Source organism: Pseudoduganella violaceinigra DSM 15887, from assembly GCF_000425385.1.
GTDB lineage: Bacteria > Pseudomonadota > Gammaproteobacteria > Burkholderiales > Burkholderiaceae_D > Rugamonas > Rugamonas violaceinigra.
Map to the genome: position 1 here is coordinate 88992 of NZ_AUDI01000012.1, position 24545 is coordinate 113536.

30 protein-coding genes and 1 other RNA gene are annotated in these 24545 nt (G+C 61.8%); 9 read left to right on the forward strand and 22 right to left on the reverse strand.

Annotation, left to right across the window (positions count from 1 at the left end):
• The first annotated feature begins 192 nt into the window (after positions 1-192).
• Positions 193-1800, forward strand: a complete 1608-nt coding sequence (locus H597_RS0108360) for an alpha-amylase family glycosyl hydrolase (protein WP_035373643.1) — start codon at positions 193-195, stop codon at positions 1798-1800.
• A gap of 64 nt (positions 1801-1864) precedes the next feature.
• Complete coding sequence (locus H597_RS0108365; RefSeq protein WP_028101736.1) at positions 1865-3739, forward strand: glucokinase; 1875 nt, start codon at positions 1865-1867, stop codon at positions 3737-3739.
• 8 nt (positions 3740-3747) lie between these two features.
• Here H597_RS0108365 and H597_RS0108370 read toward each other — a convergent pair whose 3' ends face one another.
• From H597_RS0108370 to H597_RS35470, 6 genes are all read right to left on the reverse strand, one after another.
• Positions 3748-5463 carry an ABC transporter ATP-binding protein gene (locus tag H597_RS0108370; RefSeq protein ID WP_051293628.1) on the reverse strand — a complete coding sequence of 572 codons (1716 nt, stop codon included), beginning with the start codon at positions 5461-5463 and terminating at the stop codon, positions 3748-3750.
• A 23-nt stretch (positions 5464-5486) separates the two neighbouring features.
• Complete coding sequence (locus tag H597_RS0108375; RefSeq protein ID WP_028101738.1) at positions 5487-6050, reverse strand: redoxin domain-containing protein; 564 nt, start codon at positions 6048-6050, stop codon at positions 5487-5489.
• On the reverse strand, positions 6050-6583 hold the full coding sequence (locus H597_RS35345) for a MauE/DoxX family redox-associated membrane protein (protein ID WP_028101739.1): 534 nt from the start codon (positions 6581-6583) through the stop codon (positions 6050-6052). Before H597_RS35345 ends, H597_RS0108375 begins: the two co-directional genes overlap by 1 nt.
• Entirely contained in the window at positions 6580-7464 is an 885-nt protein-coding gene (locus tag H597_RS0108385) for an SDH family Clp fold serine proteinase (protein ID WP_028101740.1), read from the reverse strand. The genes H597_RS35345 and H597_RS0108385 overlap by 4 nt, the downstream gene beginning before the upstream one ends.
• Positions 7434-8462 (reverse strand): ATP-grasp domain-containing protein, encoded by a 1029-nt coding sequence (locus H597_RS0108390; protein ID WP_028101741.1) that lies wholly within the window; start codon positions 8460-8462, stop codon positions 7434-7436. The genes H597_RS0108385 and H597_RS0108390 overlap by 31 nt, the downstream gene beginning before the upstream one ends.
• Positions 8463-8530: 68 nt before the next feature.
• A complete protein-coding gene (locus tag H597_RS35470) occupies positions 8531-8707 on the reverse strand; it encodes a hypothetical protein (protein WP_169433286.1) in 177 nt (58 codons plus the stop codon).
• A gap of 194 nt (positions 8708-8901) precedes the next feature.
• On the opposite strand from H597_RS35470, the gene H597_RS0108400 reads away from it, so the two are divergent.
• Positions 8902-9429 carry a PadR family transcriptional regulator gene (locus tag H597_RS0108400; protein WP_028101742.1) on the forward strand — a complete coding sequence of 176 codons (528 nt, stop codon included), beginning with the start codon at positions 8902-8904 and terminating at the stop codon, positions 9427-9429.
• On the forward strand, positions 9429-10664 hold the full coding sequence (locus H597_RS30235) for an MFS transporter (RefSeq protein ID WP_035373552.1): 1236 nt from the start codon (positions 9429-9431) through the stop codon (positions 10662-10664). Before H597_RS0108400 ends, H597_RS30235 begins: the two co-directional genes overlap by 1 nt.
• Here H597_RS30235 and H597_RS0108410 read toward each other — a convergent pair.
• From H597_RS0108410 to groES, 8 genes are all read right to left on the reverse strand, one after another.
• Positions 10642-11262 carry a hypothetical protein gene (locus tag H597_RS0108410; protein ID WP_154668023.1) on the reverse strand — a complete coding sequence of 207 codons (621 nt, stop codon included), beginning with the start codon at positions 11260-11262 and terminating at the stop codon, positions 10642-10644. The genes H597_RS30235 and H597_RS0108410 overlap by 23 nt on opposite strands.
• Positions 11263-11509: 247 nt before the next feature.
• On the reverse strand, positions 11510-11959 hold the full coding sequence (locus H597_RS0108415) for a hypothetical protein (protein ID WP_028101744.1): 450 nt from the start codon (positions 11957-11959) through the stop codon (positions 11510-11512).
• Between the two features lie 121 nt (positions 11960-12080).
• On the reverse strand, positions 12081-12686 hold the full coding sequence (locus H597_RS30240; protein ID WP_035373555.1) for a DUF642 domain-containing protein: 606 nt from the start codon (positions 12684-12686) through the stop codon (positions 12081-12083).
• Positions 12687-12816: 130 nt separating this feature from the next.
• Positions 12817-13551: a DUF6882 domain-containing protein gene (locus tag H597_RS35855; protein WP_028101745.1), complete on the reverse strand. Its 735-nt coding sequence runs from the start codon at positions 13549-13551 to the stop codon at positions 12817-12819.
• Between the two features lie 134 nt (positions 13552-13685).
• Entirely contained in the window at positions 13686-14516 is an 831-nt protein-coding gene (locus tag H597_RS0108430; RefSeq protein ID WP_028101746.1) for an SDR family NAD(P)-dependent oxidoreductase, read from the reverse strand.
• A gap of 73 nt (positions 14517-14589) precedes the next feature.
• Entirely contained in the window at positions 14590-15339 is a 750-nt protein-coding gene (locus H597_RS0108435) for a hypothetical protein (protein ID WP_028101747.1), read from the reverse strand.
• Between the two features lie 87 nt (positions 15340-15426).
• Entirely contained in the window at positions 15427-17073 is a 1647-nt protein-coding gene (gene groL, locus H597_RS0108440) for a chaperonin GroEL (RefSeq protein WP_028101748.1), read from the reverse strand.
• Between the two features lie 40 nt (positions 17074-17113).
• Positions 17114-17404, reverse strand: coding sequence for a co-chaperone GroES (gene groES, locus H597_RS0108445; protein ID WP_028101749.1), 291 nt, complete (start codon positions 17402-17404; stop codon positions 17114-17116).
• Between the two features lie 197 nt (positions 17405-17601).
• Between groES and H597_RS0108450 the strand changes: the two genes are divergently transcribed.
• Entirely contained in the window at positions 17602-17988 is a 387-nt protein-coding gene (locus H597_RS0108450; RefSeq protein ID WP_028101750.1) for a PKD domain-containing protein, read from the forward strand.
• Here the strand turns inward: H597_RS0108450 and H597_RS0108455 are convergent.
• The 8 genes from H597_RS0108455 to H597_RS35870 form a co-directional block, all read right to left on the reverse strand.
• The gene (locus H597_RS0108455; protein WP_028101751.1) at positions 17957-18838 is read right to left on the reverse strand and encodes a ThiF family adenylyltransferase; all 882 of its coding nucleotides are present in this window, start codon (positions 18836-18838) and stop codon (positions 17957-17959) included. The genes H597_RS0108450 and H597_RS0108455 overlap by 32 nt on opposite strands.
• Positions 18835-19596, reverse strand: a complete 762-nt coding sequence (locus tag H597_RS0108460; protein WP_229632126.1) for an N-acyl amino acid synthase FeeM domain-containing protein — start codon at positions 19594-19596, stop codon at positions 18835-18837. Before H597_RS0108460 ends, H597_RS0108455 begins: the two co-directional genes overlap by 4 nt.
• Positions 19597-19753: 157 nt before the next feature.
• The gene (gene pepA / locus H597_RS0108465; protein WP_028101753.1) at positions 19754-20569 is read right to left on the reverse strand and encodes a flocculation-associated PEP-CTERM protein PepA; all 816 of its coding nucleotides are present in this window, start codon (positions 20567-20569) and stop codon (positions 19754-19756) included.
• A 258-nt stretch (positions 20570-20827) separates the two neighbouring features.
• On the reverse strand, positions 20828-21634 hold the full coding sequence (gene pepA / locus H597_RS0108470; protein ID WP_028101754.1) for a flocculation-associated PEP-CTERM protein PepA: 807 nt from the start codon (positions 21632-21634) through the stop codon (positions 20828-20830).
• 233 nt (positions 21635-21867) lie between these two features.
• A complete protein-coding gene (locus H597_RS35860) occupies positions 21868-22128 on the reverse strand; it encodes a sensor histidine kinase (RefSeq protein WP_307579234.1) in 261 nt (86 codons plus the stop codon).
• Entirely contained in the window at positions 22129-22404 is a 276-nt protein-coding gene (locus H597_RS35865; RefSeq protein WP_028101755.1) for a sensor histidine kinase family protein, read from the reverse strand. It lies immediately after the preceding gene.
• 78 nt (positions 22405-22482) lie between these two features.
• Positions 22483-22836 (reverse strand): hypothetical protein, encoded by a 354-nt coding sequence (locus tag H597_RS0108485; RefSeq protein ID WP_028101756.1) that lies wholly within the window; start codon positions 22834-22836, stop codon positions 22483-22485.
• The gene (locus H597_RS35870; RefSeq protein WP_229632127.1) at positions 22833-23003 is read right to left on the reverse strand and encodes a response regulator; all 171 of its coding nucleotides are present in this window, start codon (positions 23001-23003) and stop codon (positions 22833-22835) included. The genes H597_RS0108485 and H597_RS35870 overlap by 4 nt, the downstream gene beginning before the upstream one ends.
• 263 nt (positions 23004-23266) lie before the next feature.
• Between H597_RS35870 and H597_RS0108495 the strand changes: the two genes are divergently transcribed.
• The 4 genes from H597_RS0108495 (at position 23267) to H597_RS0108505 (ending at position 24543) form a co-directional block, all read left to right on the forward strand.
• The gene (locus tag H597_RS0108495; RefSeq protein ID WP_028101758.1) at positions 23267-23488 is read left to right on the forward strand and encodes a hypothetical protein; all 222 of its coding nucleotides are present in this window, start codon (positions 23267-23269) and stop codon (positions 23486-23488) included.
• Positions 23485-23787 (forward strand): cell division protein ZapA, encoded by a 303-nt coding sequence (locus H597_RS0108500; protein ID WP_028101759.1) that lies wholly within the window; start codon positions 23485-23487, stop codon positions 23785-23787. Before H597_RS0108495 ends, H597_RS0108500 begins: the two co-directional genes overlap by 4 nt.
• Before the next feature lie 47 nt (positions 23788-23834).
• A non-coding RNA gene (gene ssrS, locus H597_RS34035) (6S RNA) lies at positions 23835-24015 on the forward strand.
• Between the two features lie 66 nt (positions 24016-24081).
• Positions 24082-24543, forward strand: a complete 462-nt coding sequence (locus tag H597_RS0108505) for an EVE domain-containing protein (RefSeq protein ID WP_028101760.1) — start codon at positions 24082-24084, stop codon at positions 24541-24543.
• Positions 24544-24545 lie beyond the last annotated feature (2 nt).

Here is a 24545-nt window from a genome sequence, read left to right on the forward strand (position 1 = left end):
GCTCTCCCGTTTCGAATAATGGGCGCGATGCTATGCGAAGCCATCTTTCTTGGCAACTACTGGTTTCACTTACATGTAGTTTGACTACTTGAGAATTTATAAGTTATTGATTTTTAAGGAATAATAGGATTTGAACTTCCTGTGTTCATCATGTATATTATCTACATCACAGTTTTTATCGGGATTGGGAATATGAGCACACCTTGGTGGAAAGAAGCAATCATTTATCAGGTCTATCCACGCAGCTACCTTGACACCAACGGTGACGGCATCGGCGATCTGGATGGCATCACCGATCGCCTCGACTACATCGCCAAGCTGGGCGTGGACATTATCTGGATCTCGCCTTTCTTCAAATCCCCGATGCGCGATTTCGGCTACGATGTGGCCGACTATTGCGATGTCGACCCGATGTTCGGCACGCTGGCCGACTTTGACCGCATGATCGCCAAGGCCCACGGCCTGGGCCTGAAGATCATGATCGACCAGGTCATGTCCCACACTTCCGAAGACCACCCCTGGTTCAAGGAGAGCCGCTCTTCGCGCGACAATCCGAAGTCCGACTGGTATATCTGGGCCGATCCGCTGCCGGATGGGAATCCACCCAACAACTGGCTGTCCGTATTCGGCGGCTCGTCGTGGCAATGGGATTCGCGCCGCAAGCAGTACTACATGCACAACTTCCTGGTCAGCCAGCCGGACCTGAACTTCCACAACCCGGAAGTGCAGCAGGCGCACCTCGACGCGCTGCGGTTCTGGCTCGAACGCGGTGTGGACGGCGTGCGCATGGACGCCTGCAACTTCCACTTCCATGACCGCCAGCTGCGCAGCAATCCGCCGGCCCTGGTGCGCGACACATCCACCGTCAGCGACGCCAACCCGTACGGCATGCAGGCCCACATCCATGACAAGAGCCAGCCCGAAAACGTCGCTTTCCTGGAAAAGCTGCGCGTGCTGCTGGATGAATACGGCGCGGTCGCGATTGGCGAAGTGGGGGCGGACGATTCGCTGGCCGTCATGGCCGAATACACGGCGGGCGGCAACAAGCTGCACATGGCCTACAGCTTCAATCTGCTCACTGCGGACAGCAGCGCCGGCCATATCCGCAAGCAGGTCGAGGACTTCAAGGCGCGCGTCAAGGATGGCCAGCCTTCGTGGTCGGTCGGCAACCACGACGCGGTGCGCGTGGTGACACGCTGGAACGGCATGAGCAACCAGGCGGCCTTCGCCAAGCTGGTGCTGGCCATGCAGCTGTCGCTGAAAGGCACGCCTTGCCTGTACCAGGGCGATGAATTGGCTTTCAGCGAAGCCGATGTGCCGTATGAGCTGATCCAGGACCCGTACGGGAAGACCTTCTGGCCTGAATTCAAGGGGCGCGATGGCTGCCGTACACCGATCGCCTGGACCAACGGCGCGCATGGCGGCTTCACGTCCGGTACGCCATGGCTGCCGGTGGCGGAGGAGCACAAGGCTATCGCGGCTTCGGTGCAGGAGACGGATCCGGATTCGCCGCTGAACTTCGCGCGCCGCATGATCGCCTGGCGCAAGAGCATGCCGCAGCTGACGCGCGGCGATATCGTGTTCTATGACGCGCCGGAGCCGGTGCTTGCGCTGCGGCGCGACCTGGAAGGGGAGCGCAGTGTGATCGGGCTGTTTAACCTGGGCGCGGCGCCGGTCAACTTCCGCTTGCCTGCGGCGCAGGGCGCGCAGAAGCTGGAGCAGCCCGGCTTGCCGGGCGACGTGGTGGACGGCGAGGTTCAGTTGCCGGGGTATGGGGCGTGGTTCGGGTACGCCGCTTGACCCCGCCGCGGCGGTTTTAGGGTATTCTCCCGCCTTCAGGTGTTATCTAAAATTTAAATAGAAGATGAAACAGATAGAGGCAGACCCAAAAGCTCACCGTTCCGCTTTTGCGGATGGCCCCCGCCTGCTGGCTGACATCGGGGCCACCCATGCTCGCCTGGCCCTGCAAACGGCGCCCGGCGAGTTCCAGTCCGTCCGCGTGCTGCAATGCGACGACTTCACCGGCATCGTTCCTCTCCTGCGCAGCTATCTGGCCGACCACGGCGACATCACCCTGAATCACGGCGCGCTGGCGCTGGCCAACCCGGTCCATGGCGATTTCATTCGCATGACCAACCGTGACTGGCAATTTTCAACGGACGAAGTGCGGCGCGAGCTTGGCCTGCATACCCTGCTGGTCGTGAACGACTTCACCGCGCTGGCGATGGCGATCCCCGGCTTCAAGGCCGATGACCTGATGCAGGTCGGCGGGGGAACCCCGGCGCAGAATTCCGTGATCGGCGTGCTGGGCCCCGGCACAGGCCTGGGCTGCTCCGGCGTGATCCCGACCACGGATGGTTTCGTGACCCTGGGATCGGAAGGCGGCCACACCAATTTCGCCCCGGCCGACGAGCGCGAATACGCCATCCTGCAATATGCCTGGCAAACCTGGCCGCACGTATCGAATGAACGCCTGATTTCCGGCCCGGGCATGGAAATCATCTACCGCGCGCTGGCGCGCCGCAACGGCCTGAATGTGCGCGAACTGACGTCGCAGCAAATCATCGCCGGCGCACTGAAAGACAAGAATGAACTGTGCATTGAAGTGCTGGAATGCTTCTGCGCCATGCTGGGCGGCGCCGCGGCCAACCTGGCGGTGACGCTGGGTTCCTTCGGCGGCATCTTCATCGGCGGCGGCATCGTGCCGCGCATGGGAGAATGGTTCAAGGAATCGCAGTTCCGCAGCCGCTTTGAAGCCAAGGGCCGCTTCTCGTCCTACCTGGCCGACATCCCGACCTACGTCATCACCGCGCCGAACCCGGCGTTCTACGGCGTGGCGACCATCCTGTCCGAGCACCTGCGCGGACGCACCGGCGCCAACACCCTGATGGAACGGGTGCAGACGCTCAAATCGGAACTGACGCCGGCCGAACAGCGCGTGGCGCAGCTGGTGATCGAGCAGCCGCGCCTGGTGCTGAACGAACCGATCGCCGACATCGCCCGCCTGGCGGAAGTGTCGCAGCCGACCGTGATCCGCTTCTGCCGCTCGCTGGGCTTCCAGGGCTTGGCCGACTTCAAGCTGAAATTTGCCTCCAGCCTGACCGGCGCCATCCCGGTACGCCACAGCCAGGTGCGTGTCTCCGACAGCACGCACGACCTGAGCGCCAAGGTGATCGACAACACCGTCTCCGCGATCCTGAAATTCCGCGACCAGATGGATGTGCACTCGCTGGATCGCGCCATCGAACTGCTGTCCAAGGCCAAGAAGGTCGAGTTCTACGCCATGGGCAATTCGCGCGTGGTGGCGCTGGACGGCCAGCACAAGTTCTTCCGCTTCCGTATTCCGACGGCGGCTTACGGCGACTCGCACCTGTTCAAGCTGGCCTCGGAGCTGCTGAAACCGGGTGACGTCGTGATCGCGATTTCCAACTCCGGCAAGCTGCCCGAGCTGCTGGAAGCGGTGGAATCGGCGCGTAAAGCCGGCGCCGACGTCATCGCCATCACCAGCAGCCAGTCGCCGCTGGCCAAGAAAGCCACGCTCTGCCTGGCGGTGGACCACGCGGAAGACAGCAGCGCCTTCCTGTCGATGATCTCGCGCATCCTGCAACTGCTGCTGATCGACATCCTTTCGGTCGGCATCTCGCTGGACGAGCAAAAAGCCGAACTGGTGCTGGAGCACAAATCCGGCGGCGTTGTGCACGAAAGCCGCCGGCTGCAGATCTCCCACCTCGACAACTAATTTACCTTTCAAGCTGCACTTGCGATATTGCGGTATTGGCTGAGCTGATGCTGCATCAGGTGGTGGTATAAGCCTTCGTGGTCACGCAGCAGTTCTTCATGCCGGCCTTGCTGCACAATGCGGCCTTCCTGCATCACCAGGATGCGGTCGGCTTTCACCACGGTCGAATAGCGGTGGGCGATGATGATGGTGGTGCGGCCGTCCATCAGCCGCTCCAGCGCGGCCTGCACCTGCATTTCGCTGGCGGCGTCCAGCGCGCTGGTGGCTTCATCCAGGATCAGGATGGCCGGATTGCGCAACAAGGCCCGGGCGATGGCGATGCGCTGCTTCTGGCCGCCCGATAGCTGCACGCCGCGTTCCCCGACCACGGTTTCGTAGCCTTGCGGGAAGGCCGCGATAAAGCCGTGCGCATGCGCCAGGTGGGCTGCCGCCGTCACTTCATCGCGCGTCGCCGCCCGCCCAGGCAGAGCGAACGCGATATTCTCGTGGATGGTGCCTGAGAACAGTGCGGGTTCCTGCTCCACGATGGCGATGCCGGCACGCGCCTCGTGGGGGGCGAGTTGGCGTCCATCGAACAGCAGGCGTCCCTCCTGCGGTTCATAAAAGCCGAGCAGCAGGTTGGCGATCGTTGACTTCCCCGCCCCCGATGCGCCGACCAGCGCTATCGTCTTGCCGGCGTCGACGCTGAAGCTGGCGTTATCGAGCGCCAGTTGCTGCGGGCGCTCGGGGTAGCGAAAGCTGACGCGGTCAAACGTGATCTGGCCGTCCGGCGCGGCTGCTGCCGGTTCAGGTTCCGGCTGCGGTGCGCTGTCCATGATCTCGAACAGGCGTTCGGTGGCGCCCAGCGTACGCACCCAGTCGGCCCAGAAGTCGTTGATCATGCTTGCCGATTCCGTCGCCATGGCGGCGTACACCACAAAGGCGGTCAGCTCGCCGATGCTGAGCGCGCCCTGGCCGATCAGGCGCGCGCCGTACCAGAGCGCCAACAGCAGCGCAAAATAGGTCAGGAAGGAGGATGCGCCGCGATACAGTCCGAACAGGCGGGTGCTGTTCACTGCCGTTCGCAGCGCCTGGCCGGTGGCCTCCTCATAACGCGCAACGGCGCCCAGGTACTGGCCGAAGGCACGCACCAGGCGGATGTTCGCAAAATGTTCATGGGCTACTTTGCCGCATGCGGCCTGGGTGCGCTGGATGTCGCGTGCGCGGCCGGCGAGCCGGGTTCCCGCCCAGTTCCCCAGCAGAATGCTGAGCGGCGCATAGCCAAGCAGCACCAGGCAAAGCGGCGGCGATATCGCCAGCAGCATGATGATCGCCCCCGCCACAATGCACAGGCAGCGCAGCGTAATCGCCAGGCCCATGCTCAGGGTGTCGTGCAACTGCTCGACGTCGGCGGCGAGGCGGCTGGTAAGTTCCCCCACGTGATGCTTGTCGTAGAAGGCGATGGGCTGGCGCAGCAGGGCGGCGTACACCAGGCGCCGGATGCGCGTGACGATCATGTAGCCGGTCGATTCGAACAGGTAGTAGCGCAGGGTGGTGGCGATGGCCTGCAACACCAGGATGCCCAGCACCGCCAGGAAAAAGCCGGCGTACCATTCCGATGCGTGGCGTTTGCCGATATTGTCGATGAAGTATGCGAGCGCCTTTGGATAGGCCAGTTGCACTGCCACTGCCAGCGCCATGAACAGCACGCCGGCTGTCATGCGCCACGCGAAGGGACGCATCATGTGCAAGCGTTGCAGGTGCGGATTCAGGCCGCCTCCCGTTGTGCTCCAATTTCCTGCATCTGCTGCTGGAAGGTTTGCCAATTCTCATCGCCGACCATGCCGCCGGCTTGCAGCTTGCCGTCGTTGTCGACGAACAGGTAGAAAGGCGAGCCCATGGTCGGGTTCAGCATTTTGTAGTCGCGCATGCCCACCCGCAGCGCATGCTGGGCCAGCGGGCTGCCGCGCAGGAAGCGCCGCAGGCGCCATGCCGGTTCGCGGCTGACCAGCCACAGTTCCAGGCCTGCATGCTCGAGCAGCGGAAGGTAGCCGGCGACCTCCGGCAGCTTCTGGCGGCACTTGGGGCAGGTGCTGGAAAGGAATAGCAGTACGGCCGGCATCTCGAGACTGGAAAGCTCCTTGTGTGCGCGCCCTTGCAGCGGGCGCGCCGAAATGGCCGGGATGACTTCGTCCAATGGGGGCGTTGGCTGCAGCGTGCGGGCGGCAGCAAAGTTGCGCGCGGCATCGACCGCCGCCAGCGACAGCCTGAGCGAGAGCGCGACGCCAAACGCCAGCAGGCCAAGCACCAGGTAAAGGGTGCTGGTATCCATCACACCGCTCCTTCCCTGGCATACAACAGCAGCATCATGATGTCGTGGGCATTGGCCAGCACCACGGCCAGCAGCGTCGCCACCCCCGTTGCGCACACGGTGGCTTGCCAGCTGCCGCCGTTCGCGCCGCTTGCCAGGAGGCTGAACGCGATGCCGGCGATGATGGCCAGGTTGCGCGCCAGGTCGAAGCCGGAAACGGAGCGGTCGGCGTCGCCGAAGCAGCTGCATTTGACGATGTCCTCTGTCGCATACTTCCACGCCACGACAGCGGTGAAGAGTGCGAACAGCAGCAGCGCCCCCACCAGTGCCATCCGGCTGGCGGCGCCGCCCGGCAGCAGCCCGATGGCCAGTATCAGCTCGGCGCCAGCAATGCCCGGCGCCAGCAGGGCCGCCAGCGCGGGGCTGGCGCCGAAACTGGTTGCCAGGTTGTCGCGGAAGCGGTCAAGCGCGCGCCACTTGCCCCAGGCTGCGGTGCACAGGAGCAGGGCTGCCATCAGCCGCAGCGTGTCGGCGAAGAATTCGGCGGCGCTCATGGCGCCAGCCTTGCTTCGCGCCAGCGCGGATGCAGTCCGCCTGGCCGGCGCCGCCGCATGCTCACGCAATCGCGGCTTGCCAGCAGCATATCGTCCCATTCATCTTCTTCGGAATCGGCGATGCCGCGCCCGACGCTCGCCTGCAGCAGGCGGGAAATCTGCCAGGCCAGCGCTTCTGCCTGCGGCTGGCGTACCACGTTCAGGCCAAGCTCGCCCAGTTCGCGGCCGGTGATGGCGTAGTTGTGCGAGTGGTAGTCCTGCATCAGGCGCAGCACGATGGCGCGCCGGCGCGCGGGATCCAGCTGCGGCAGCTGGTGGCGCAGCAGTTCCTCGCCGATCTGCTCGACTTCAAGCGTGCTGCGGTAGAAGGCGGCCAGGGTTGGCGGGAAGATGTTCTGGCACATCAGGCCCAGCGCCTGTTCGCGCGCCGCGTCCGGGTCGGCGCCGAACCAGCTGGCGCACATCTTGCCGAACAGGCGGATGTCCTGCGCGGAGAGCGTGCCTGTGCCGGCACCGGCATCGCCGTGCAGGTGCGGGTCGATGGGGGAGAAGATGGCCAGGTCGCCGGCGACGATTTCATCGGCCGCCATGGCCAGCAGCGTGGCCGACGACTCGCAATAGTGGGGAACGATCATTCCGAGGTGGCGCGTGAATTCGCGCAGCAGCAGGGCGATGCGGCGCGCGCCGTTGACGATGCCGCCGCGGCTGTGCAGCAGAACGTCGAGCCGTTCCGTTTTGCCGATGCCGCACAGCTGTTCATACAGCGCGGGCAGCATTTCGATGTCCAGCGTGCTGGCGGCCAGCACCAGTACCCGGCTGCCGCGCAGCTCTTCCAGTTGGCGCAGCGTGTCTAGCGCTGCAAAGTCGACTGCTGGCGGCATGCACACTCCTTGCACAGTAGGTCGGCCACCGCTTCGAGCAGGCGGTATTCGGGCACCAGCTGTTCGATGAAGAGAAATTGGCCGCAGGAGTTATTTTCGAGGAAGACGTAGTCGCCCTCCGGTGTGACGATCAGGTCCAGCGCGCTGAAAGCCAGGCCGTAGCTACGCACGAAAGAGCGGCAACGCTGCTCGATTTCCGGCGGCAGCTGCACGGCGCTGTAGCGCACTTCGGCCGACATGTCGCGGCAGTCGACCCGCGTGCGCTCGTCATCCTGCGAATCGATGCGCGCGGCGAAGACGCGCTCCCCGATGACGGTGACGCGCAGTTCGTATTGCTTGGGTATGTATTCCTGGAAGTGGCATGCCAGCTCGCCGACCGCGTCCAGGCAATCGAGCATCTCCTGCGTCACCAGGGTTGTTGCGAGGCCGTTGACGATACGTTCGTCCTCATCCACCCGGTCGGCGCCCAGAAGGGGCGAAGACAGCGATTTGAAGATCCCTTCGCCGGGCAGTGCGGACAGGAAGGCGCGCGCCTCGCCGGGATCGTTGGTGACGATGGACGCCGGCACGCGAAAGCCCTGGCACATGGCGCGCTGCAGCTGTTCGCCTTTCCAGTTCGCGCCGCGCAGGGCGGTCGGATGGCTCATCCAGAAGCAGTCGATGGTGTAGAGCAGGCCGAATAGCGCCTGCTCGCTTTCCTGCTGCGCATAGGCCAGCTCCTGCGGCGCCAGGTCGGTACTGGGGAAGGCGAATTCGCCCGATTTCCGGTTCCAGACAGCGCCAATATCGTGCAGGCCCACCTGGGCGCCGCTGGGCAGGTGGCGCAGCCGCCCATGCAAGGCGCCATGCATGAAGCGCTGGCTAAGCTGATAGTCGCGCGGGAAGGTATCGAGGTCGATGCGGAAGCACTGCATGCCGCGCATGGCGAGCAGCGGCGCCACCAGGTCGGCGTGCAGGTCGCCGGAGTTGCTGATGATCAGGACCGTGTTTTTGCTCATGGGAGCGGAAGGCCGGGAAAATGAAAAGCCCCGCTCCATCGGACAGAGGCTTCCCGGTATGCGGCGGTTCAGCAGTACACGCCGTTGTCGCCGAAGGAACGGTAGTAGCGTTCCGACGGGAAGGAGCAACCTGCGCTTGCTACGCCTTCGCGGGCTTGCCACTTGGCGGCTGGTTTCTTGTCGGCTTCGGCTTTCTTATCTGCGACTTTGAAAGCGAACAGCTTTTTCTCGGTTTGCTTTTTCATTTTCGACTCTTTTCTGAAAGTTGATCATGATTGCAGTGTCTCCGCCGCCGCCGATGGTGGCGGCAGATGAATTTAGCGCCAATGTTTAAAAAAGGTCAACGTAAAAAAAACCGTGAAAGTGACTTCCAAAGGTCGGAAAAATCCTGTTAAGATATATCGCATTAAGATATATCTTAACTCTCAAGGAGGAAGCCATGTTCCATTTTTTCCGGGGCCACCATCGCCTGCACCATGAACACCACCATCACCACCGCGGCGGCGGCGGGCGCGGACCGAAGATGTTCGATTCCGGCGCCATGCGCTACGTGGTCCTGCAGCTGATCGCCGACAAGCCGCGCCACGGCTATGAATTAATCAAGGAGCTGGAAGCGCTGACCGGCGGCAGCTACACGCCCAGCCCTGGCGCCATCTACCCGCTGCTGTCGATGATGGCCGATATGGGCCACGTCGACATCGTCAAGGACGGCAACAAGAAGCTGTATTCGATCCTGCCGGAAGGGCAGCAGTTCCTCGACGAAAACCGTGCCATGGTCGATGCCGTGATGGCGCGCCTGTCCGGCAGCGCCGGCCGCGAGGACGGCGGCGATCTGCGCGCCCTGATGCATGCACTGAAAGACGCCGTCATCTCGCGCGGCAGGGGACCGGGAAGCACCCGCGAGCACGTCGACGCGATTCGCGCTATCCTCAAGCGCGCAATCACTGAAATCACCCAACTTAACTGATGACCCAGACACTTACACCGCAACGCGAACGCACCGTCCTTTGGCTGCTTGCGTTCATCCAATTCACCGTCATCATGGACTTCATGGTCATGATGCCGCTGGCCCCGCAGCTGATGCGGGCTTTCACGATCAGCGCCGCCCAGGTTTCGGGCGCGGTGTCGGCTTACGCCTGGTGCGCCGGCCTGTCCGGCCTGCTGGCGGCGACATATGCCGACCGCTTCGACCGCAAGAAGCTGCAGCTGACGGTTTTCATGCTGTTCAACCTGTCCAACCTGGCGTGTGCGCTGGCGCCTAACTTCCACGTGCTGGTGCTGTCGCGCGCTTTTGCCGGCATGACCGGCGGCGTGCTTGGTGCTATCAGCATGTCCATCATCGCCGACCTGATTCCGCAGGAGCGCCGCGGCGCCGCCACCGGCATCGTCATGACTTCCTTCAGCATGGCTGCCATTGCGGGCGTGCCGGCGGGCGTCATGCTCGGGGCGCACTTCGGCTGGCAGTCGCCGTTCTACCTGCTGGTGGTGCTGTCGATGCTGGTGTGGCTGGTGGCCGCGCGTTCGCTGCCTTCGATGACGGCGCACCTGGCCAATACGCCGGTGCCGCTGGCGCGCGTGCTGCCGGAGCTGCTTGGCCTGTTCAAGGTGGCGGCGCACTTGCGCGGTTTCCTGCTGTGCTTTCTGGTGACGGTCAGCGGCATGATGGTGATTCCCTTCATCTCGCCCATGCTGGTGGGGAACCAGGGTATCGCGCCGGCGCAGATCAGCTACGTCTACCTGTGCGGCGGCATTGCGACCCTGTTCAGCTCACGCCTGATCGGCGCCTGGTCGGACCGCGCCGGCAAGCAGCGCGTATTCCGCTGGATGGCGCTGTTCTCCATTGCGCCAACCCTGTTCATGACCCATATGCCGCAGATCCCGCTGCTGCTGGTGATGCTGTTCTTCCCCTTCTTCATGGTGGCGATGTCGGGCCGCTTCGTGCCGATGCAGGCGCTGCTGACAACGATTCCCGAGCCGCAACGCCGCGGCGCCTTCCTCAGCGCGAATGCGGCGGTACAGCAGGTGGGAACGGGGATTGGCGCGTTTGCCGGCGGCTTGCTGGTGCATACCGATGCCGCGGGCCACATCCTCGGCTACGACACGATCGGTCTTGTCGCCACTGCGCTGATGCTGTTCTCTGTCTGGTGGGTTGCCAGGGTGCAGGGCGCACCCGCGCCGCTTACTGCGCGTTCCCCTGCTTGACCACCAGATCCAGCAATCGCTGGCCTTGCTCCAGTACGGGCTTGGCCAGCTCGTCGCGCACGACGTCGCTGAAAAAACCTTCCGTCACCCGGTTGCCGTCCTGCGACAGGAAGGTGAAGCGCAACTGGCCCGCGCCCGGGACGTAAGCGGGCTTTTGCTGCGCCGCCTTGAAGAAGGCCGGGATGGCGGTCGCCACGAGTATTTTCGCCTGCTCCGCCACATCGGACGGGGCGCCTTCGAATACAGCGGTGCGGCCGCTTGCGTTGATGTAGCGCACGCGCCCATCGGCGTAGGCCGCCAGGGTGTCCATGCTCTCTTCCAGCGGTACCTCGATGACCACGCCCAGCACTTCCGGCGCCGCCGGCGCATGGCCATTGGCGCGCAGCCACTGCGCGGCCAGCAGGCGCACGCGGGATTCTTCATTGGGGTCTTGCGCGATGGCTTGCACCACGCGCGCGTCCGGCGCATCGCCGAACAGGTGGCCCACATCGTCGGAGAACAGCATATTGTGCACAGTATTCAACTCCTCCGTGCCGTAGGGAGCGTCAGCGCGCGTCTTCGATTTGGCGCTAAACGCCGCGAACAACTTCTTGAACATCTTCACCATCCAGTTAAGGCTTCAACTTCCGTAATTTGGCGCCAGTCGATACGGGCGCGCATCATGTCGGCATACTTGTGGTGTGCCGGCCAGGTGGTTGCGGGGCGCGGCATATTGCGTGACCATCGCATATGCATGGCCACCATCGGGTCCGCGCCGGAAAGGACTCGCCCGGCAGATAGGATCGCCATTATCGGGCAAACACCGCTCCAGTGTCGCCCACATGGATTCGATGCGCGTACCTGGTTCAGTCCTTCAGGCTCTTTCGCCATTGATCAAGCGGCAGCAGGTCGCCGCTCACATCGTCTTCCACCAGGATATCGCCATTCGCTTGCGAGACCAGGAAACTGGCCATCGCCTGCGCCATATCGTCGCCGTTTTCGACGAAGGAAAGCTGGTAGTAGGGGCGGCCGTTGACATCGCGCGGCGCCGGGTCGGTCTCAATCAGCGCGCCATGGCGTTCGCCTTCGCTGCGCTTCTCGATCACATCGGCCCAGTGTTTCAGTTCCGGCAGCGCCATCAGCTTTTGCACCGCCTGTTCGCGGCTCACCGCGGCGGTTGCAGCCGGTGCGGATACTGCGGGCACCGGCGACACTGGCGCTCCAGGTTTGTGGTGACTTACATACCAGGCGCCAAAGCCGGCAACAAGCAAGCCGGCAATAGTGCCGGCGATAGCGGCATTACGTGAGGAAGACATGGGTAGCGCTAGCTGCAGTGAAAGTGGGGCCATACTAACAGATCCGCTTGCCGGCAAGCAGAATCAAAAAAAGCCTGCGAGGGGCGAACCTGGCAGGCTTTCTTGAAGCGGATGCTGCTGCTTATTTCTGGCGGCGGCGCAGGGTGAAACCCAGCATGCCGAGGCCGAGCAGGATCGACGCCAGCGTGCCCGGTTCCGGCACTTTGACGGACATCGATACGTTATCCAGCGAGCCGCCGTAGCCGTCGCTGATGCCGCTGGCCTTGAACTGCAGCGTGGACAGGTTACCGATGGCGAACATCGACAGGTCGATCTTCTGCCATTGCGTCAGGGAGGTGAAGTTATCCTCGGCCACATGCTTCAGCAGGTTGCCGTTCCAGAACACGTCGATGCCGTTGGTGCTTGCCGCGGTATGCTCGCGCGGGGCGTAGAAGAACGACAGGTTGTACTGGGCGCCGCTGATCGTATTGAAGGACTGGCTGATCCAGCTGTTGGCGGTCGAATCCAGTTCCAGGTAATTGTTGCCGTCCTTGGCCGCGCCGGCAATGTTGTTGCGCACTTCCGCGCCGTTCGGACCGACGGTCCAGCCGTCCAGCGCGGACATGATGGTCCACGTGTTGGCGTTCACGCCATTCTTTTCAAAACTGCCATTTTTGATGAGTTCAACAGGACCTGCGGTTGCGGCACCGGCGGCGAGAAGGAGTACTGCGGCGAGGAATTTCTTCATGTTGTCCCGTTGAAATGTGGCTTGCGCAAAAGATATCAAGATTGTAGCACGACAATTGCGGAAAAAATCAGCACGCTGAAAAAAGCCTGCAACCCAAGGCGGCGTGCAGGCTGATGATGCTTCGTGGAAACTAATTGCGCAATTGTGCGGACAGCACGACCATGAAGATGAATCCATTATCCGTCGGTACGCGGTAGGCGCCCATGGCGCCGAGCACGTCGAGGGCGATGGCGGTCATGTGCCAGCCGTCCTGCTGCTGCGCTTTCCATTTGGGGACGGTGAGCAATGGGTAGTCGTGCTCTTCGCCGAAGTCGCGTACGGCAAGGATGCGCGAACGGACCGGCTGCAGCAGGCTGAAATTCGCCCATGACCACATCCAGGTGTCGCTGGCGGTGGACAGGGTGCCGACGAATTCGACGTCCGCCACCAGGTCAGGCTGCGCGCCGCCGGAAAACACCAGCTGCGCGTTTTCCTGGTAATAGTCCCAGCGCGAATAGTCGTTCAGTTTCAGGCGCCCGGTCATGGCTTGCTGCTTATCCCGCAGGACCTTGCATTGGGTGTCCAGGTACTGGACCCACGCTTGCGCCGTGGTGTCGTCCATGCTGGTGACGCTTTGCGCAATGCCCTCCTCGTAGCAATGGCAGCACAGCAGGCCGATCTCGGCCTCGCCTTCATTCTTCTCGTTCCATTCGCCTTCGCGTTCGAACGCTGCATTGCATGCCGCGCACCAGGCATCGCGCCAGGGCGCATCCTCTTCCGGGTAGCCGCAATACCAAGGCTGGGCCGGGTGCTCGATCAGGTGTTTGCAAACATGGGCGAATTCGCTGTCGCCATGGGTAGGGCAGGTGATGGTTTCGTTCGTCATGCGCGCATGGTATCAGCTGCTGCGCGCAGCCGATCAAGTGAAAGTAATTTGGTGGTCATGGCAGCGCCGCAGCGCATGAAAAAGCCCGCGTGGTGCGATCCACGCGGGCTTGATGCTGCTGTAAAGGAGGGGGCTTACAAGCCGGCCAGGCCGCCGCCGCAAGTGATGACCTGACCGGAGATGTAGTTCGATTCTGGACCGCACAGCATCACGATGGCCGCTGCCGCCTCATCCGGCTGGCCGGGACGGCCCAGCGGAATCATCTTCTTCGACATTTCCACCACGGCTTCGCCGATGCCGACCTTGATCTCGCGTCCTTCGATCGAAACAGTCTTGTTTTCATCGCCGCTCAGCGGCTGCGTCAGGCGCGTTTCGATATGGCCGAATGCCACGCAGTTGACGTTGACCTTGAGCCGCCCCCATTCCTTCGACAGGGTCTTGGTCAGGCCGACGATGCCGGCCTTGGCGGCGGCATAGTTCACTTGCCCCGCATTGCCTTGCGCGGCGATGGACGACACGTTGACCACCTTGCGGAATACTTCCTTGCCGGCGGCCGCTTCCGCCTTGGCCGCTGCACTCAGCACGGGATAGGCCGCGCGCAGGATGCGGAATGGCGCCGTGAGATGGCAATCGATGATGGCATACCACTGCTCGTCGCTCATTTTCTGGATCACATTGTCCCAGGTGTAGCCCGCGTTGTTGACGATGATGTCGATGCCCCCGAAGTTGTCCACCGCGCTCTTGATGAAGCGGTCGGCGAAATCGGGAGCCGTGACGCTGCCTTCGCAGGCGACGGCGCTGCCACCGGCCGCCTTGATTTCAGCCACAACTTCTTCGGCGGGGCCGGCGTCCAGGTCGTTGACTACCACGCGTGCGCCTTGTGCCGCCAATTGCAGCGCCACACTGCGGCCGATGCCGCGGCCGGAGCCGGTAACCAGTGCGACTTTTCCTTCGAATTTGTGCATCGTTGTTTTTCCTTTAGCTGTGATTGGCGTCTACGTCGTTAGCTGCTTGTATTTGCAGCCCCACATGTCAGGCCTATTTTTCATATGCTTCGCGCTGGCGTTCTTCTGCTGCGTGAAGCTCATCGTAGAGTGGAGCATACGCTATCCATTTGTCAGGCTTGGGATCACGGCACCACGATACGCACGAGATCCAGCACAGTATCCCAGCGACGGCAAGTATTGTCGCCCGTAGCGCGTCGCTTTCCATTGATCCGGCAAGGCTGAATATCGCGGCGGGACCATATTTCAGACTGAGAATCAGGTTCGCGATCAGGAACCAGAGCGCTCGGAAGGCGACGCTGCCCAATTGGGCTGCTTCCTCCGCGCTCTTCCGATTTTTTTCATCCCATTCTTTGCATTTTGCGAGGACGTACTGACTTTGTGTGCGGTCCGCATGCTCTTTGAGCTCATGGTATTTGACCATGTTCCTGGGCCGCCACAAACGCCCCACCTGGTCGGAGTCAGGCGTCCATATCCATTGATAGTAAGCCAGGCGAACCGCGTTGGCAAAGAAGAACTCTAAAAATGGCAGGACTGCGGAAATGAGAATCGAGAAGAAAAGGGCCGCAACTGCCAATGTTCCCAATGCTGCAGTCCAGTTGAACTTCGGCCAATCGAGGGTCAGTAGATTTTTATGTGCGTGCACCATCAGTGCGCAGTCGACATAAAGCGTTGTGGCTGCTATCGCGAGCATCCACTTGAATTCCCCAGCCTTCTCTAAAAGCCCGAGGACTTTCGCGTCGGGAGGCGTTCTGCCGATACCGTTGTTCGAGTCGTCTGTCACCGGACACGTCCCTCATATTGTACGAAACAAAAAAGCCTGCAAGGCGCGAACCATGCAGGCTTTCGGGATGCTCGTGGGAGCCGGCTATTACATCATGCCGTCCATGCCACCCATGCCGCCCATGCCACCCATACCGCCCATGCCGCCGGCTGGCTTGTCTTCTACGACTTCAGCAACCATGCAGTCGGTGGTCAGCATCAGGCCAGCGATGGAAGCCGCGTTCTGCAGGGCAGAGCGGGTTACCTTGGCTGGGTCCAGAACGCCCATTTCAACCATGTCGCCGTAGGTGCCGTTGGCAGCGTTGTAGCCGTAGTTGCCGGAACCGGCCAGCACGGCGTTCACAACCACCGAAGCTTCTTCGCCGGCGTTGGTGACGATCATGCGCAGAGGCTCTTCCATGGCGCGCAGGACGATCTTGATACCTGCGTCCTGGTCGGCGTTGTCGCCTTTCACGTTCAGGTTGGCGCGGGCGCGCAGCAGGGCTACGCCGCCGCCTGGCACAATGCCTTCTTCCACAGCTGCGCGGGTTGCGTGCAGTGCGTCTTCAACGCGGGCCTTCTTCTCTTTCATTTCGACTTCGGTGGCTGCGCCAACCTTGATCACGGCAACGCCGCCGGCCAGCTTGGCGACGCGCTCTTGCAGTTTTTCGCGGTCGTAGTCGGAGGTGGCACCTTCGATCTGGGTGCGGATCTGCGCCACGCGGCCTTCGATTGCGGAGGCTTCGCCTGCGCCGTCGATGACGATGGTGTTTTCCTTGCCCACTTCGATGCGCTTGGCTTGGCCCAGTTCTGCCAGGGTGGCTTTTTCCAGGGTCAGGCCGACTTCTTCAGCAACAACCTGGCCGCCGGTCAGGATTGCGATGTCTTCCAGCATTGCCTTGCGACGGTCGCCGAAGCCAGGGGCTTTCACTGCGCAGGTCTTCAGGATGCCGCGGATGTTATTGACCACCAGGGTCGCCAGTGCTTCGCCTTCGATGTCTTCAGCGATGATCAGCAGTGGACGGCCGGCTTTCGCTACTTGCTCCAGTACTGGCAGCAGGTCGCGGATATTGGCGATCTTCTTGTCGCACAGCAGAACGAATGGGTTCTCCAGGACGGCAACTTGCTTCTCTTGGTTGTTGATGAAGTACGGGGACAGGTAGCCGCGGTCGAACTGCATGCCTTCCACGATGTCCAGCTCGTCGTGCAGGGACTTGCCGTCTTCCACGGTGATGACGCCTTCCTTGCCCACTTTTTCCATCGCTTCAGCGATACGGTCGCCGATCGAGGTTTCCGAGTTGGCGGAGATCGCGCCAACCTGGGCGATTTCCTTGGAGGTGGTGGTTGGCTTGGACATCGACTTCAGCTGTTCGACGGTGGCAGTCACTGCCTTGTCGATGCCGCGCTTCAGGTCCATTGGGTTCATGCCGGCGGCAACGTACTTCATGCCTTCGCGCACGATTGCCTGGGCCAGCACGGTTGCGGTGGTGGTACCGTCACCGGCGTTGTCGGAGGTCTTGGAAGCGACTTCCTTGACCATCTGCGCGCCCATGTTCATCAGTTTGTCTTTCAGTTCGATCTCTTTAGCGACCGAAACGCCGTCCTTGGTGACGGTTGGGGCGCCGAAGGAGCGCTCCAGCACCACATTGCGGCCTTTAGGGCCCAGGGTGACTTTAACTGCGTTGGCGAGGATGTTCACGCCTTCGACCATCTTGGCACGTGCGGAATCGCCGAAAATGACTTCTTTAGCTGCCATGTTTGTTTCTCCTGAATTCTGTCTATCTAGGGGGCTGTGATTACTTCTGCACCACGGCCATGATGTCTTCTTCGCGCATTACCAGCAGTTCCTGGCCGTCGACTTTGACGGCTTGGCCGGCGTATTTGCCGAACAGAACGCGGTCGCCCACTTTCACTTCCAGAGCGCGCACGGTGCCGTTGTCGGCAACTTTACCGTTGCCAACTGCCAGCACTTCACCCTGATCCGGCTTTTCAGCGGCTGCATCAGGGATGATCAGGCCGGACGCGGTCTTGGTTTCCTGGTCCAGGCGTTTGACGATGACGCGGTCATGCAAAGGGCGAAGGTTCATACAAAACTCCTTTTACTCGGTTTATTGTCAGTTGTTAGCACTCTCGGCTAACGAGTGCTAACAATTATAGGGACGACACTTTCGCTTTTCAAGAGAATTTCTTTGCGCTCGGTCAAGCATTAATTAGATGTTAATCATGTAACAATACTAATTCCCTCCTAAACTGGCCCGATACGCCAATCCCCTGGGAGGAGCCCATGCACATTTATGTTTTGCTGGCGCTGGTCGCCGCCATGCTGCCGGCGGGCCAGGAAATGTACCAGCCGCCTGCTGCAGAGGGCGCGCGCATGTCTTGCTTGGCGCCGACGGAGCTGCTGATCGTGTCGCCGGCGCCGGACAGCGTGGTGGCGCCGCAGGCGCAGATCCGCTTCGAGGGCAGCGCATTCGATTGTGTCGATGGCGTGCTGGCCGGCGACGCGATTGCCTGGGCATCGGACCGCGACGGCTGGCTGGGGCATGGCCTGATGCTGCGCACTGCGGCGCTCAGCCCGGGAAGCCATACCGTGACGATGACCGCCACCAATAGCGGGCATCGCTCTGCCAGTGTTTCCGTCAGTTTGCTTGTGGAGGAGCCGTCCCGATGAACTTACGCCGTGCGAGCGCCATCGCCAGGCGCTGCAAGGGATGGCGGTTGCCGCCGGGGCGCCAGGTGGTCACGTAGCGGTCGCTGTATGCGTCGTACTGGAAGCCGTAGGGGGCGGCCATGACCTTGCCGCGGCCAAGAAGGATCTTCAGCGCCTGGCTGGCGGCAATCCCCGCACACAGCTGGCAGCCCATGCTGGTGGAGGGGCCGCGGCGCTGCGCCAGGTCGACCCCTTGCGGCCAGACCAGGTAGCCGCGGTGCAGGCTGGCGGGCGCCAGGCCGACCAGGAAGCGCAGGGCCTTGTCCACCTCCGGGCGGTCGCCCCACTGGAAGTAGTCTTCAAAACTCATCTGCCCCGGCAGGAAATTCAGGCAGGAGGCGCCCATGCCCAGCGGCGCCGCCATGGTGGCGGGAATGCGTTGCGCCGCGCAATGGCCGTACACCAGCGTGCGCGCTGCGAACGCGTAGAAGTCCAGGCCGTCGACATAGAGGTCGACGCCATCCAGGAACTGGCCGACGTTGGCGCTGGTGACGCCGTCGCCGAACTGGCGGATCTCGAGCTGCGGGTTGATGTCCTGCGCCATGCGCGCCGCGACCGCCACCTTGGGCTGCTCCATGGTCGACATGAATGCCGCTGCCTGGCGGTTCAGGTTGGGAATGTCGTAGCAATCGAAATCGGCGATATGGAAGGCGCCGATGCCCAGCCTGGCCAAGGTCAGCAGGTGCACGGCGCCGACGCCGCCCATGCCGGCGATGGCGACGCGCTTGCCCCGCAGGCGCTGCTGTTCTTCCGGCGTGACCCAGCCAAGGTTGCGCGAAAACGCCTCTTCATAGTTGAAGCGGGCCGTCATTTGGGAAGGTTGAGCATGCGGTTGACGATTCCCTCTTCTTCACGCGGCGAAAAGAAGTGCGGGTAGTAGGAGCGCACGCCCGGGACGGCACCTTTGCCGCCAAAGCGCTGGATCTGCTCTGTCATATAGGCGATTTCGACGGACATGAGGATGCCCGGGTAATTCACCCGGGGATTGATGACCGGATCGCCGATCTGCTGGAAGCCCAGCGCGTTCTCGAAAAAGCCGCCATGGCGAGGCTGCACTTCGATGAACATATGCGTGCGCTGGTGCAGATCGCGCGCCGTGATCACGGCCAGATGGAACAGGGCGGCCTGGTATTGCTTGCTGCTGCCGGCGACGTCGAAGGCGAACTTGATGATCTCGCAGATTTTGCCGCCGCGGCTCCTGCACTCGTCCAGCTGCGGTTTGAACAGTTCGTCGGCCAGCAGGCCTTCCGGGCAGTCGAGGCCTACGCTCAGCGTGCCGACCGTTTCGCCGTGCTGGCTTGCCATCAGGGTGACGCGGTTGGCCACCGGCGTCAGCGCATGGTTGCCGCTGAAGCCGCGCCAGCTGTACATGCGGTGGATCAGCATGCTGGCCTGGTTGCGCCCGGTGGGCGTGTCGACCAGTCTGATGCCGAAGTTAAGTTCCTGCGTGACCTGGTCGGGCAAAAGCGCAATCAGTGGATCGCCTTCGCTCACGGTGGGGTGCGCGGCCGCGTCCTCCACGGGCAGGTCGGCCGCAGCGGTGGACGTGGTGTCTGGGCTGTTTTGCATGGCGAGCTCCTCCAGCTCGCGCCAAGCGTAAAGTCATCCCGAAAATAGCATTGTGAAAGCTAACAAGTACGACAAACGCGCAGCGCAGAAAAACAATCATGGCACGGCGGGCTGATGCGGGCAAGCGCAGCAACCTGCCGTACGTTTGCACGGCCGTTTAACGGCGGCGCATGCGCTGGCTGCCGACGACCAACAGGCCCAGGCCGAGCAGGGCCAGGCTGCCAGGTTCTGGCACGGTCTTGCTGTTGAAGTCCAGGATGCCCGACTCCGAATTGATCGCGACCACTTTGGCTCCCACGCAGTTCGCGACGTCGCAGGTAATACCCTGCGAGGTGTTATTGAAGGCCGAGAACGCGGCCTTGTAGAACGGGCGCGGGTCGGTGAAGAAGTCGTAGCCGTCAGGATTGACCGGGTCGTCGTACAGTTCAAAACCGAAGTTCAGGTTCTGGAAAGCGCCACCCAGCGGATCGAGGCCGCCTTTGCCGTCGGTCAGCAGGCCGGAGCTGGCCAGCTTGTACTGGATGCCGGTCAAGCCGATGCTCGGATCCAGCGCCACGGTGGACTGGGAATAGGTGTTGTCGTTGCCCGGGTCGGCCCACAATTCGAAGTTGAAGCTGGTCACGTTACAAGTCACGTTCGGCGCCAGGATGCCGCTGCAAGTGAATTGCTGGCTGAAGACCGCGTACAGGCCGTAATCGACATTGACGCGCGTATTGCCACCGGACACCGGCGAGCTGTTCAGCCCGAAGCCGTTGAAGAAGGCGTAGCCGTTGGCGCGGTAGACGTTTGCCGGATCGGCAGCGTCATGGTGGATGCGGTTGGACGAAAAGCCGTTGATGGCGTCGGCTTGGAAGACTTTGCCAGTACCGCTGATCACCGTGGGGTCCACGGAGAAAACCGGAGCGGCCGATGCCTGGGATGCGCCTAACAGACCCAGAGCACCTGCAATCAGCCCGCATAATTGTTTCTTCATGCTCGATCTCCATTCAGTTTTTATAGTGAGGAAGCGACAACAAGCAAATGCCTCCTATGCAAGCGCTGTGCCAAGCAATCCATGGCCCTAAAGGAATCAAGCACTTATTGCTTACTTATAAATTGAAACTTTGGAAACTACTCTATTGCTGTAAAATTTACCGACATGAAAGTCAATAAAATCAATGACTTGCAATTCGCTACGGGATGCTTCGTACGCTATCCCCGCCCAGGGGAGGGGATAGCGGCCGTTGCAAGCTTAGCTGCGTCGAATGCGGCGGCTGCCCAATAACACCAGGCCGAGTCCCAGCAGGGCCAGGCTGCCCGGCTCCGGCACGGCGAAGTCCAGGACCCCGGTTTGCGAATTGATGGCGATCTTCTTGGCCTTGTCGCATTTCACGGTATCGCACAGGATGCCCTGCGACGTGTTGTTGAAGGCGGAGAATGCGGCGGAATAGAAGGGACGCGGGTCCTTGAAGAAGCCATAGCCGTTCGGCTTGGCCGGATCGTCGTGCAGTACCCAGCCGAAATTCAGGTTTTGGAACGAGCCGCCCAGTTCGTTCAGGCCGCCCCCGCTGTCGCGCAGGAGGCCGGCGCTGGCCAGCTTGTACTGGATGCCTTTCTTCGTCACGGACGGGTCCTGCGCCAGGCTCGATTGCGAATAGCTGTTGTCGTTGCCCGGGTCCGCCCACAACTCGAAGTTGAAACTCGTCACAGAGCACTTCACGCCCGGCGACACGATGGCTTGGCAGGTAATGTTCTGGCTGAACACCGCGTACAGGCCGTAGTCGACGTTGAGCCGGGAATTGCCGCCGGATACCGTCGAGCCTTTCAGCGAGAAGCCATTAAAGAAGGCGTAGCCATTGGCATGGTAGACATTGGCCGGTTCGCCGGGATTCTGCACGATGCGCGTGGAAGAAAAGCCGTTGATGGCGTCGGCTTGAAAGAGCTTGCCAGTGCCGCTGATGACGGTGGGGTCGATCGTGAACACCGGTGCTGCATAGGCTTGGGTCGCCGCGGCCAGGGCAAGTGCCCCAGCAAGCGACCGGCAAAGCGTTTTGTTCATGCATTTCTCCATTCAGGTTGCTAATTTGGACGTCATGGTTTTATGGACTTATCAGTTGCAGAGCTGACATAGCAAAGACCATGCCAAAAGAATAAGCATGAATGAATACAAGAACTTATTGCTTACTTGTTAATTGATATCAGATGGAATATTCTATTGATGTAAAGATTTTCGACATGAATACCAATGAAATCAAATACTTGAAAATCGGTACTGGATGGTGGCCTGCTTGTTTACGCCTGCGGGACGGTCAGGCGGAAAGTGACTTGGGCGGGCGTGCACGCGGCCAGGACCAAGTCGCCGCCATGTGCGCGGGCAAGTTCGCGAGCCAGCGCCAAACCCAGGCCAGCGCCGGACATGCGCCGGTTATACGCCTGGCCGCCGCGGTAGAAGCGGTCGAACAGACGCTCGCGATGCTCAGGAGCGATGCCGGTGGAGGCGTTCGCGATATCGATTTGCCAGCCCGCGCCCGCGGCGCGGGCCGTGATGGCTATTCATCCCTGCGGAATGCCATATTTGACCGCGTTGCTGGCCAGGTTCTGCGGTACCTGCCGCAGCAGGTCGGCATCGCCGAGCGCCGGCATGCGCGGCGGCAGCTCAAGGCGCAGCGGGCGGTCGGCGGCCATCAGGTCCAGGTCGTCGGCCAGCTCGCGCAGCAGGGGCGCCAAGTCGAGCGGCTGCATGGGGATCTGCAGCTGCCCGGCATCGGCACGCGACAGCATCAGCAGCTTGCGCACCACATTATCGAGGCGCCGCACTTCATCCAGCACATCGGCCAGCGCCTGTTCCAGTTCCGACCAGCAGGCAAAGCAGGAACACTGCGCCGCCGAAACGCCCGATGGTGGGCTTCAGCTGGGCTTCCGACATGTGGTGTTCACGCCCAGCTGCACCAGCACGCCGCCGCTGTCGTCTACTACCCGCACGATGGCGAAATGCTCCGTGCTTTCAAGCGGGGCAAAGCCGCTGAAACTGGCGTTCAAGTGGGCGTCGATGGAAGGCAAGACCGCGGCCGCGTTGGTGCCGAAGCCCGGTCCGGACAGATGCGCCGCCATCATGCGGTCCAGGATGCCCGCGCGCCGCGCCAACACCGTCAGCGCGGACGCGACGAACAGCACCGCGATCACGCCGACGGCGAGCCCGGTCGTGATCAGCGCAATGCGCAGGCGGAAGGAGCGGAGCGGGGGCGGTCGGGCCGGCGTCATACATCGTCGTCCGGCTTGCGCAGGCGGTGGCCGACGCCGCGCATGGCTTCAATGGCGACTTGTTCGGGCAGGGCCAGCTTCTTGCGCAGGCGCTGGTAATCGTCGGCGCCCAGGTTCAACCCTTGCAGGCGGTCGTCCAGTTCATTGCGCACGGTGAGTAGGATCACCGGCGTATCGCGCCCCTCGCGGCGCAAGCCTTTCAGGATCTCCAGCCATCACGACCCGGCACCATGATATCAAGCAGGAGGACCTCGTAGTGGCGGGAGCGGCAAGCGATTACAGATTTGTAATCGGAGCCGCTTTAGTGGATCTCTTCCACACGGCGCCGCGCAGCCAGGAACATTGCAGGGCCTCACTGCAAATGAGCTACAATCGCATGCATGTCTAACACCAAGTTGACCGTGCAAGCGTGCGGCCCTATAGTTTCTGGATGATCGCAGACTACCAAGAACTTTCCGATAAAATCGACCGCCTCGCGGAGCTCGCGCATACCTTGCGCCGAGAGAACGCCCAATTGCGCCAAGCCAATGCGGCCCTGGTGGCCGATAATCTTGAATACCAACGCCGCCTGAGCGAAGCACATGCGCGCGTGACGGCGCTGCTGGACAAGATTCCGGCAGCCGAAGCTGACACTCCTGAGGATGCCCAATGATCCATGTCGACGTGACCATCATGGGCCAGCCCTACAAGCTGGCATGCAAGGCCGATGAAGAACGCGCGCTGCGCGAAGCGGCCAACTTGCTGGACAAAAAGATGAACGCCATCCGCGACGCCGGCAAGGTCAAGGGCAATGACCGCATCGCCGTCATGGCGGCGCTGGGCATGGCGGCCGAGTTCCTGGCGTCGAAGACGGCGAACGGCGGCCCGTCCATGCTGGAAGTCCAGGAAAAGCTGGGCGCCATGCACAAGGTGCTCGACAACGCACTGACCCCGCAAGAAAATCTGTTCTAATTGTCCGAAAGGCCTTTCCCGAAAATCGTTTGAGGAGTAAACTTCGTGTCACCCTGCGGTGTTCGAGATTTGCCATATATTCCTTGAACCATTTACACGCATCGGTTGCGGAAATTTGTTTGGCGGGCGTGAGCGTCACTAGTCTGATGAACCCGAAGTTGAACTAACTGTAACCACCTTGAACCGTAAGGTTCGGGATGCCGGCATAACGGCACAGGCGGGGCCTCATTCATATGAAAGCGGTTGCCAGCACCCGAGGGTGCGCAACCGTTTTTTTACGCCCAGAGGGGAGCCATGCAATACTGGTTGATGAAGTCCGAGCCCGACGAAGTCAGCATCGACGATGTCATGTCCGCCAAGGGCAAGACGGTGCCCTGGTTCGGTGTGCGCAACTATCAGGCCCGCAACTTCATGCGCGACGCGATGCAACCTGGCGATGGCGTCCTGTTCTACCATTCCTCCTGTCCCGAGCCTGGCATTGCCGGCATTGCGGAAGTGGTCAGCGGTCCGTATCCGGACGCGACCCAGTTCGATTCCAAGAGCCATTACTACGATGCGAAAGCCACGCAGGAGCAGCCGCGCTGGGTTTCCGTCGATGTGAAGGGCGTGCGCAAAACGCGCCTGCTGTCGCTGGCGGAAATGCGCACGCTGCCCCAGCTTGAGGAGATGGTGGTGCTGCAAAAAGGTAGCCGCCTGTCGATCACGCCGGTCACGCCGGCGCAATGGGCTGCGGTCAATAAGCTGCTGAAGGATTGAGT

Coding starts and splice junctions, on each gene's coding strand:
- H597_RS0108360 (WP_035373643.1), top strand. CDS start 193: ATGAGCACACCTTGGTGGAAAGAAGCAATCATTTATCAGGTCTATCCA.
- H597_RS0108365 (WP_028101736.1), top strand. CDS start 1,865: ATGAAACAGATAGAGGCAGACCCAAAAGCTCACCGTTCCGCTTTTGCG.
- H597_RS0108370 (WP_051293628.1), bottom strand. CDS start 5,463: ATGATGCGTCCCTTCGCGTGGCGCATGACAGCCGGCGTGCTGTTCATG.
- H597_RS0108375 (WP_028101738.1), bottom strand. CDS start 6,050: ATGGATACCAGCACCCTTTACCTGGTGCTTGGCCTGCTGGCGTTTGGC.
- H597_RS35345 (WP_028101739.1), bottom strand. CDS start 6,583: ATGAGCGCCGCCGAATTCTTCGCCGACACGCTGCGGCTGATGGCAGCC.
- H597_RS0108385 (WP_028101740.1), bottom strand. CDS start 7,464: ATGCCGCCAGCAGTCGACTTTGCAGCGCTAGACACGCTGCGCCAACTG.
- H597_RS0108390 (WP_028101741.1), bottom strand. CDS start 8,462: ATGAGCAAAAACACGGTCCTGATCATCAGCAACTCCGGCGACCTGCAC.
- H597_RS35470 (WP_169433286.1), bottom strand. CDS start 8,707: ATGAAAAAGCAAACCGAGAAAAAGCTGTTCGCTTTCAAAGTCGCAGAT.
- H597_RS0108400 (WP_028101742.1), top strand. CDS start 8,902: ATGTTCCATTTTTTCCGGGGCCACCATCGCCTGCACCATGAACACCAC.
- H597_RS30235 (WP_035373552.1), top strand. CDS start 9,429: ATGACCCAGACACTTACACCGCAACGCGAACGCACCGTCCTTTGGCTG.
- H597_RS0108410 (WP_154668023.1), bottom strand. CDS start 11,262: ATGTTCAAGAAGTTGTTCGCGGCGTTTAGCGCCAAATCGAAGACGCGC.
- H597_RS0108415 (WP_028101744.1), bottom strand. CDS start 11,959: ATGTCTTCCTCACGTAATGCCGCTATCGCCGGCACTATTGCCGGCTTG.
- H597_RS30240 (WP_035373555.1), bottom strand. CDS start 12,686: ATGAAGAAATTCCTCGCCGCAGTACTCCTTCTCGCCGCCGGTGCCGCA.
- H597_RS35855 (WP_028101745.1), bottom strand. CDS start 13,551: ATGACGAACGAAACCATCACCTGCCCTACCCATGGCGACAGCGAATTC.
- H597_RS0108430 (WP_028101746.1), bottom strand. CDS start 14,516: ATGCACAAATTCGAAGGAAAAGTCGCACTGGTTACCGGCTCCGGCCGC.
- groL (WP_028101748.1), bottom strand. CDS start 17,073: ATGGCAGCTAAAGAAGTCATTTTCGGCGATTCCGCACGTGCCAAGATG.
- groES (WP_028101749.1), bottom strand. CDS start 17,404: ATGAACCTTCGCCCTTTGCATGACCGCGTCATCGTCAAACGCCTGGAC.
- H597_RS0108450 (WP_028101750.1), top strand. CDS start 17,602: ATGCACATTTATGTTTTGCTGGCGCTGGTCGCCGCCATGCTGCCGGCG.
- H597_RS0108455 (WP_028101751.1), bottom strand. CDS start 18,838: ATGACGGCCCGCTTCAACTATGAAGAGGCGTTTTCGCGCAACCTTGGC.
- H597_RS0108460 (WP_229632126.1), bottom strand. CDS start 19,596: ATGCAAAACAGCCCAGACACCACGTCCACCGCTGCGGCCGACCTGCCC.
- pepA (WP_028101753.1), bottom strand. CDS start 20,569: ATGAAGAAACAATTATGCGGGCTGATTGCAGGTGCTCTGGGTCTGTTA.
- pepA (WP_028101754.1), bottom strand. CDS start 21,634: ATGAACAAAACGCTTTGCCGGTCGCTTGCTGGGGCACTTGCCCTGGCC.
- H597_RS0108485 (WP_028101756.1), bottom strand. CDS start 22,836: ATGACGCCGGCCCGACCGCCCCCGCTCCGCTCCTTCCGCCTGCGCATT.
- H597_RS0108495 (WP_028101758.1), top strand. CDS start 23,267: ATGATCGCAGACTACCAAGAACTTTCCGATAAAATCGACCGCCTCGCG.
- H597_RS0108500 (WP_028101759.1), top strand. CDS start 23,485: ATGATCCATGTCGACGTGACCATCATGGGCCAGCCCTACAAGCTGGCA.
- H597_RS0108505 (WP_028101760.1), top strand. CDS start 24,082: ATGCAATACTGGTTGATGAAGTCCGAGCCCGACGAAGTCAGCATCGAC.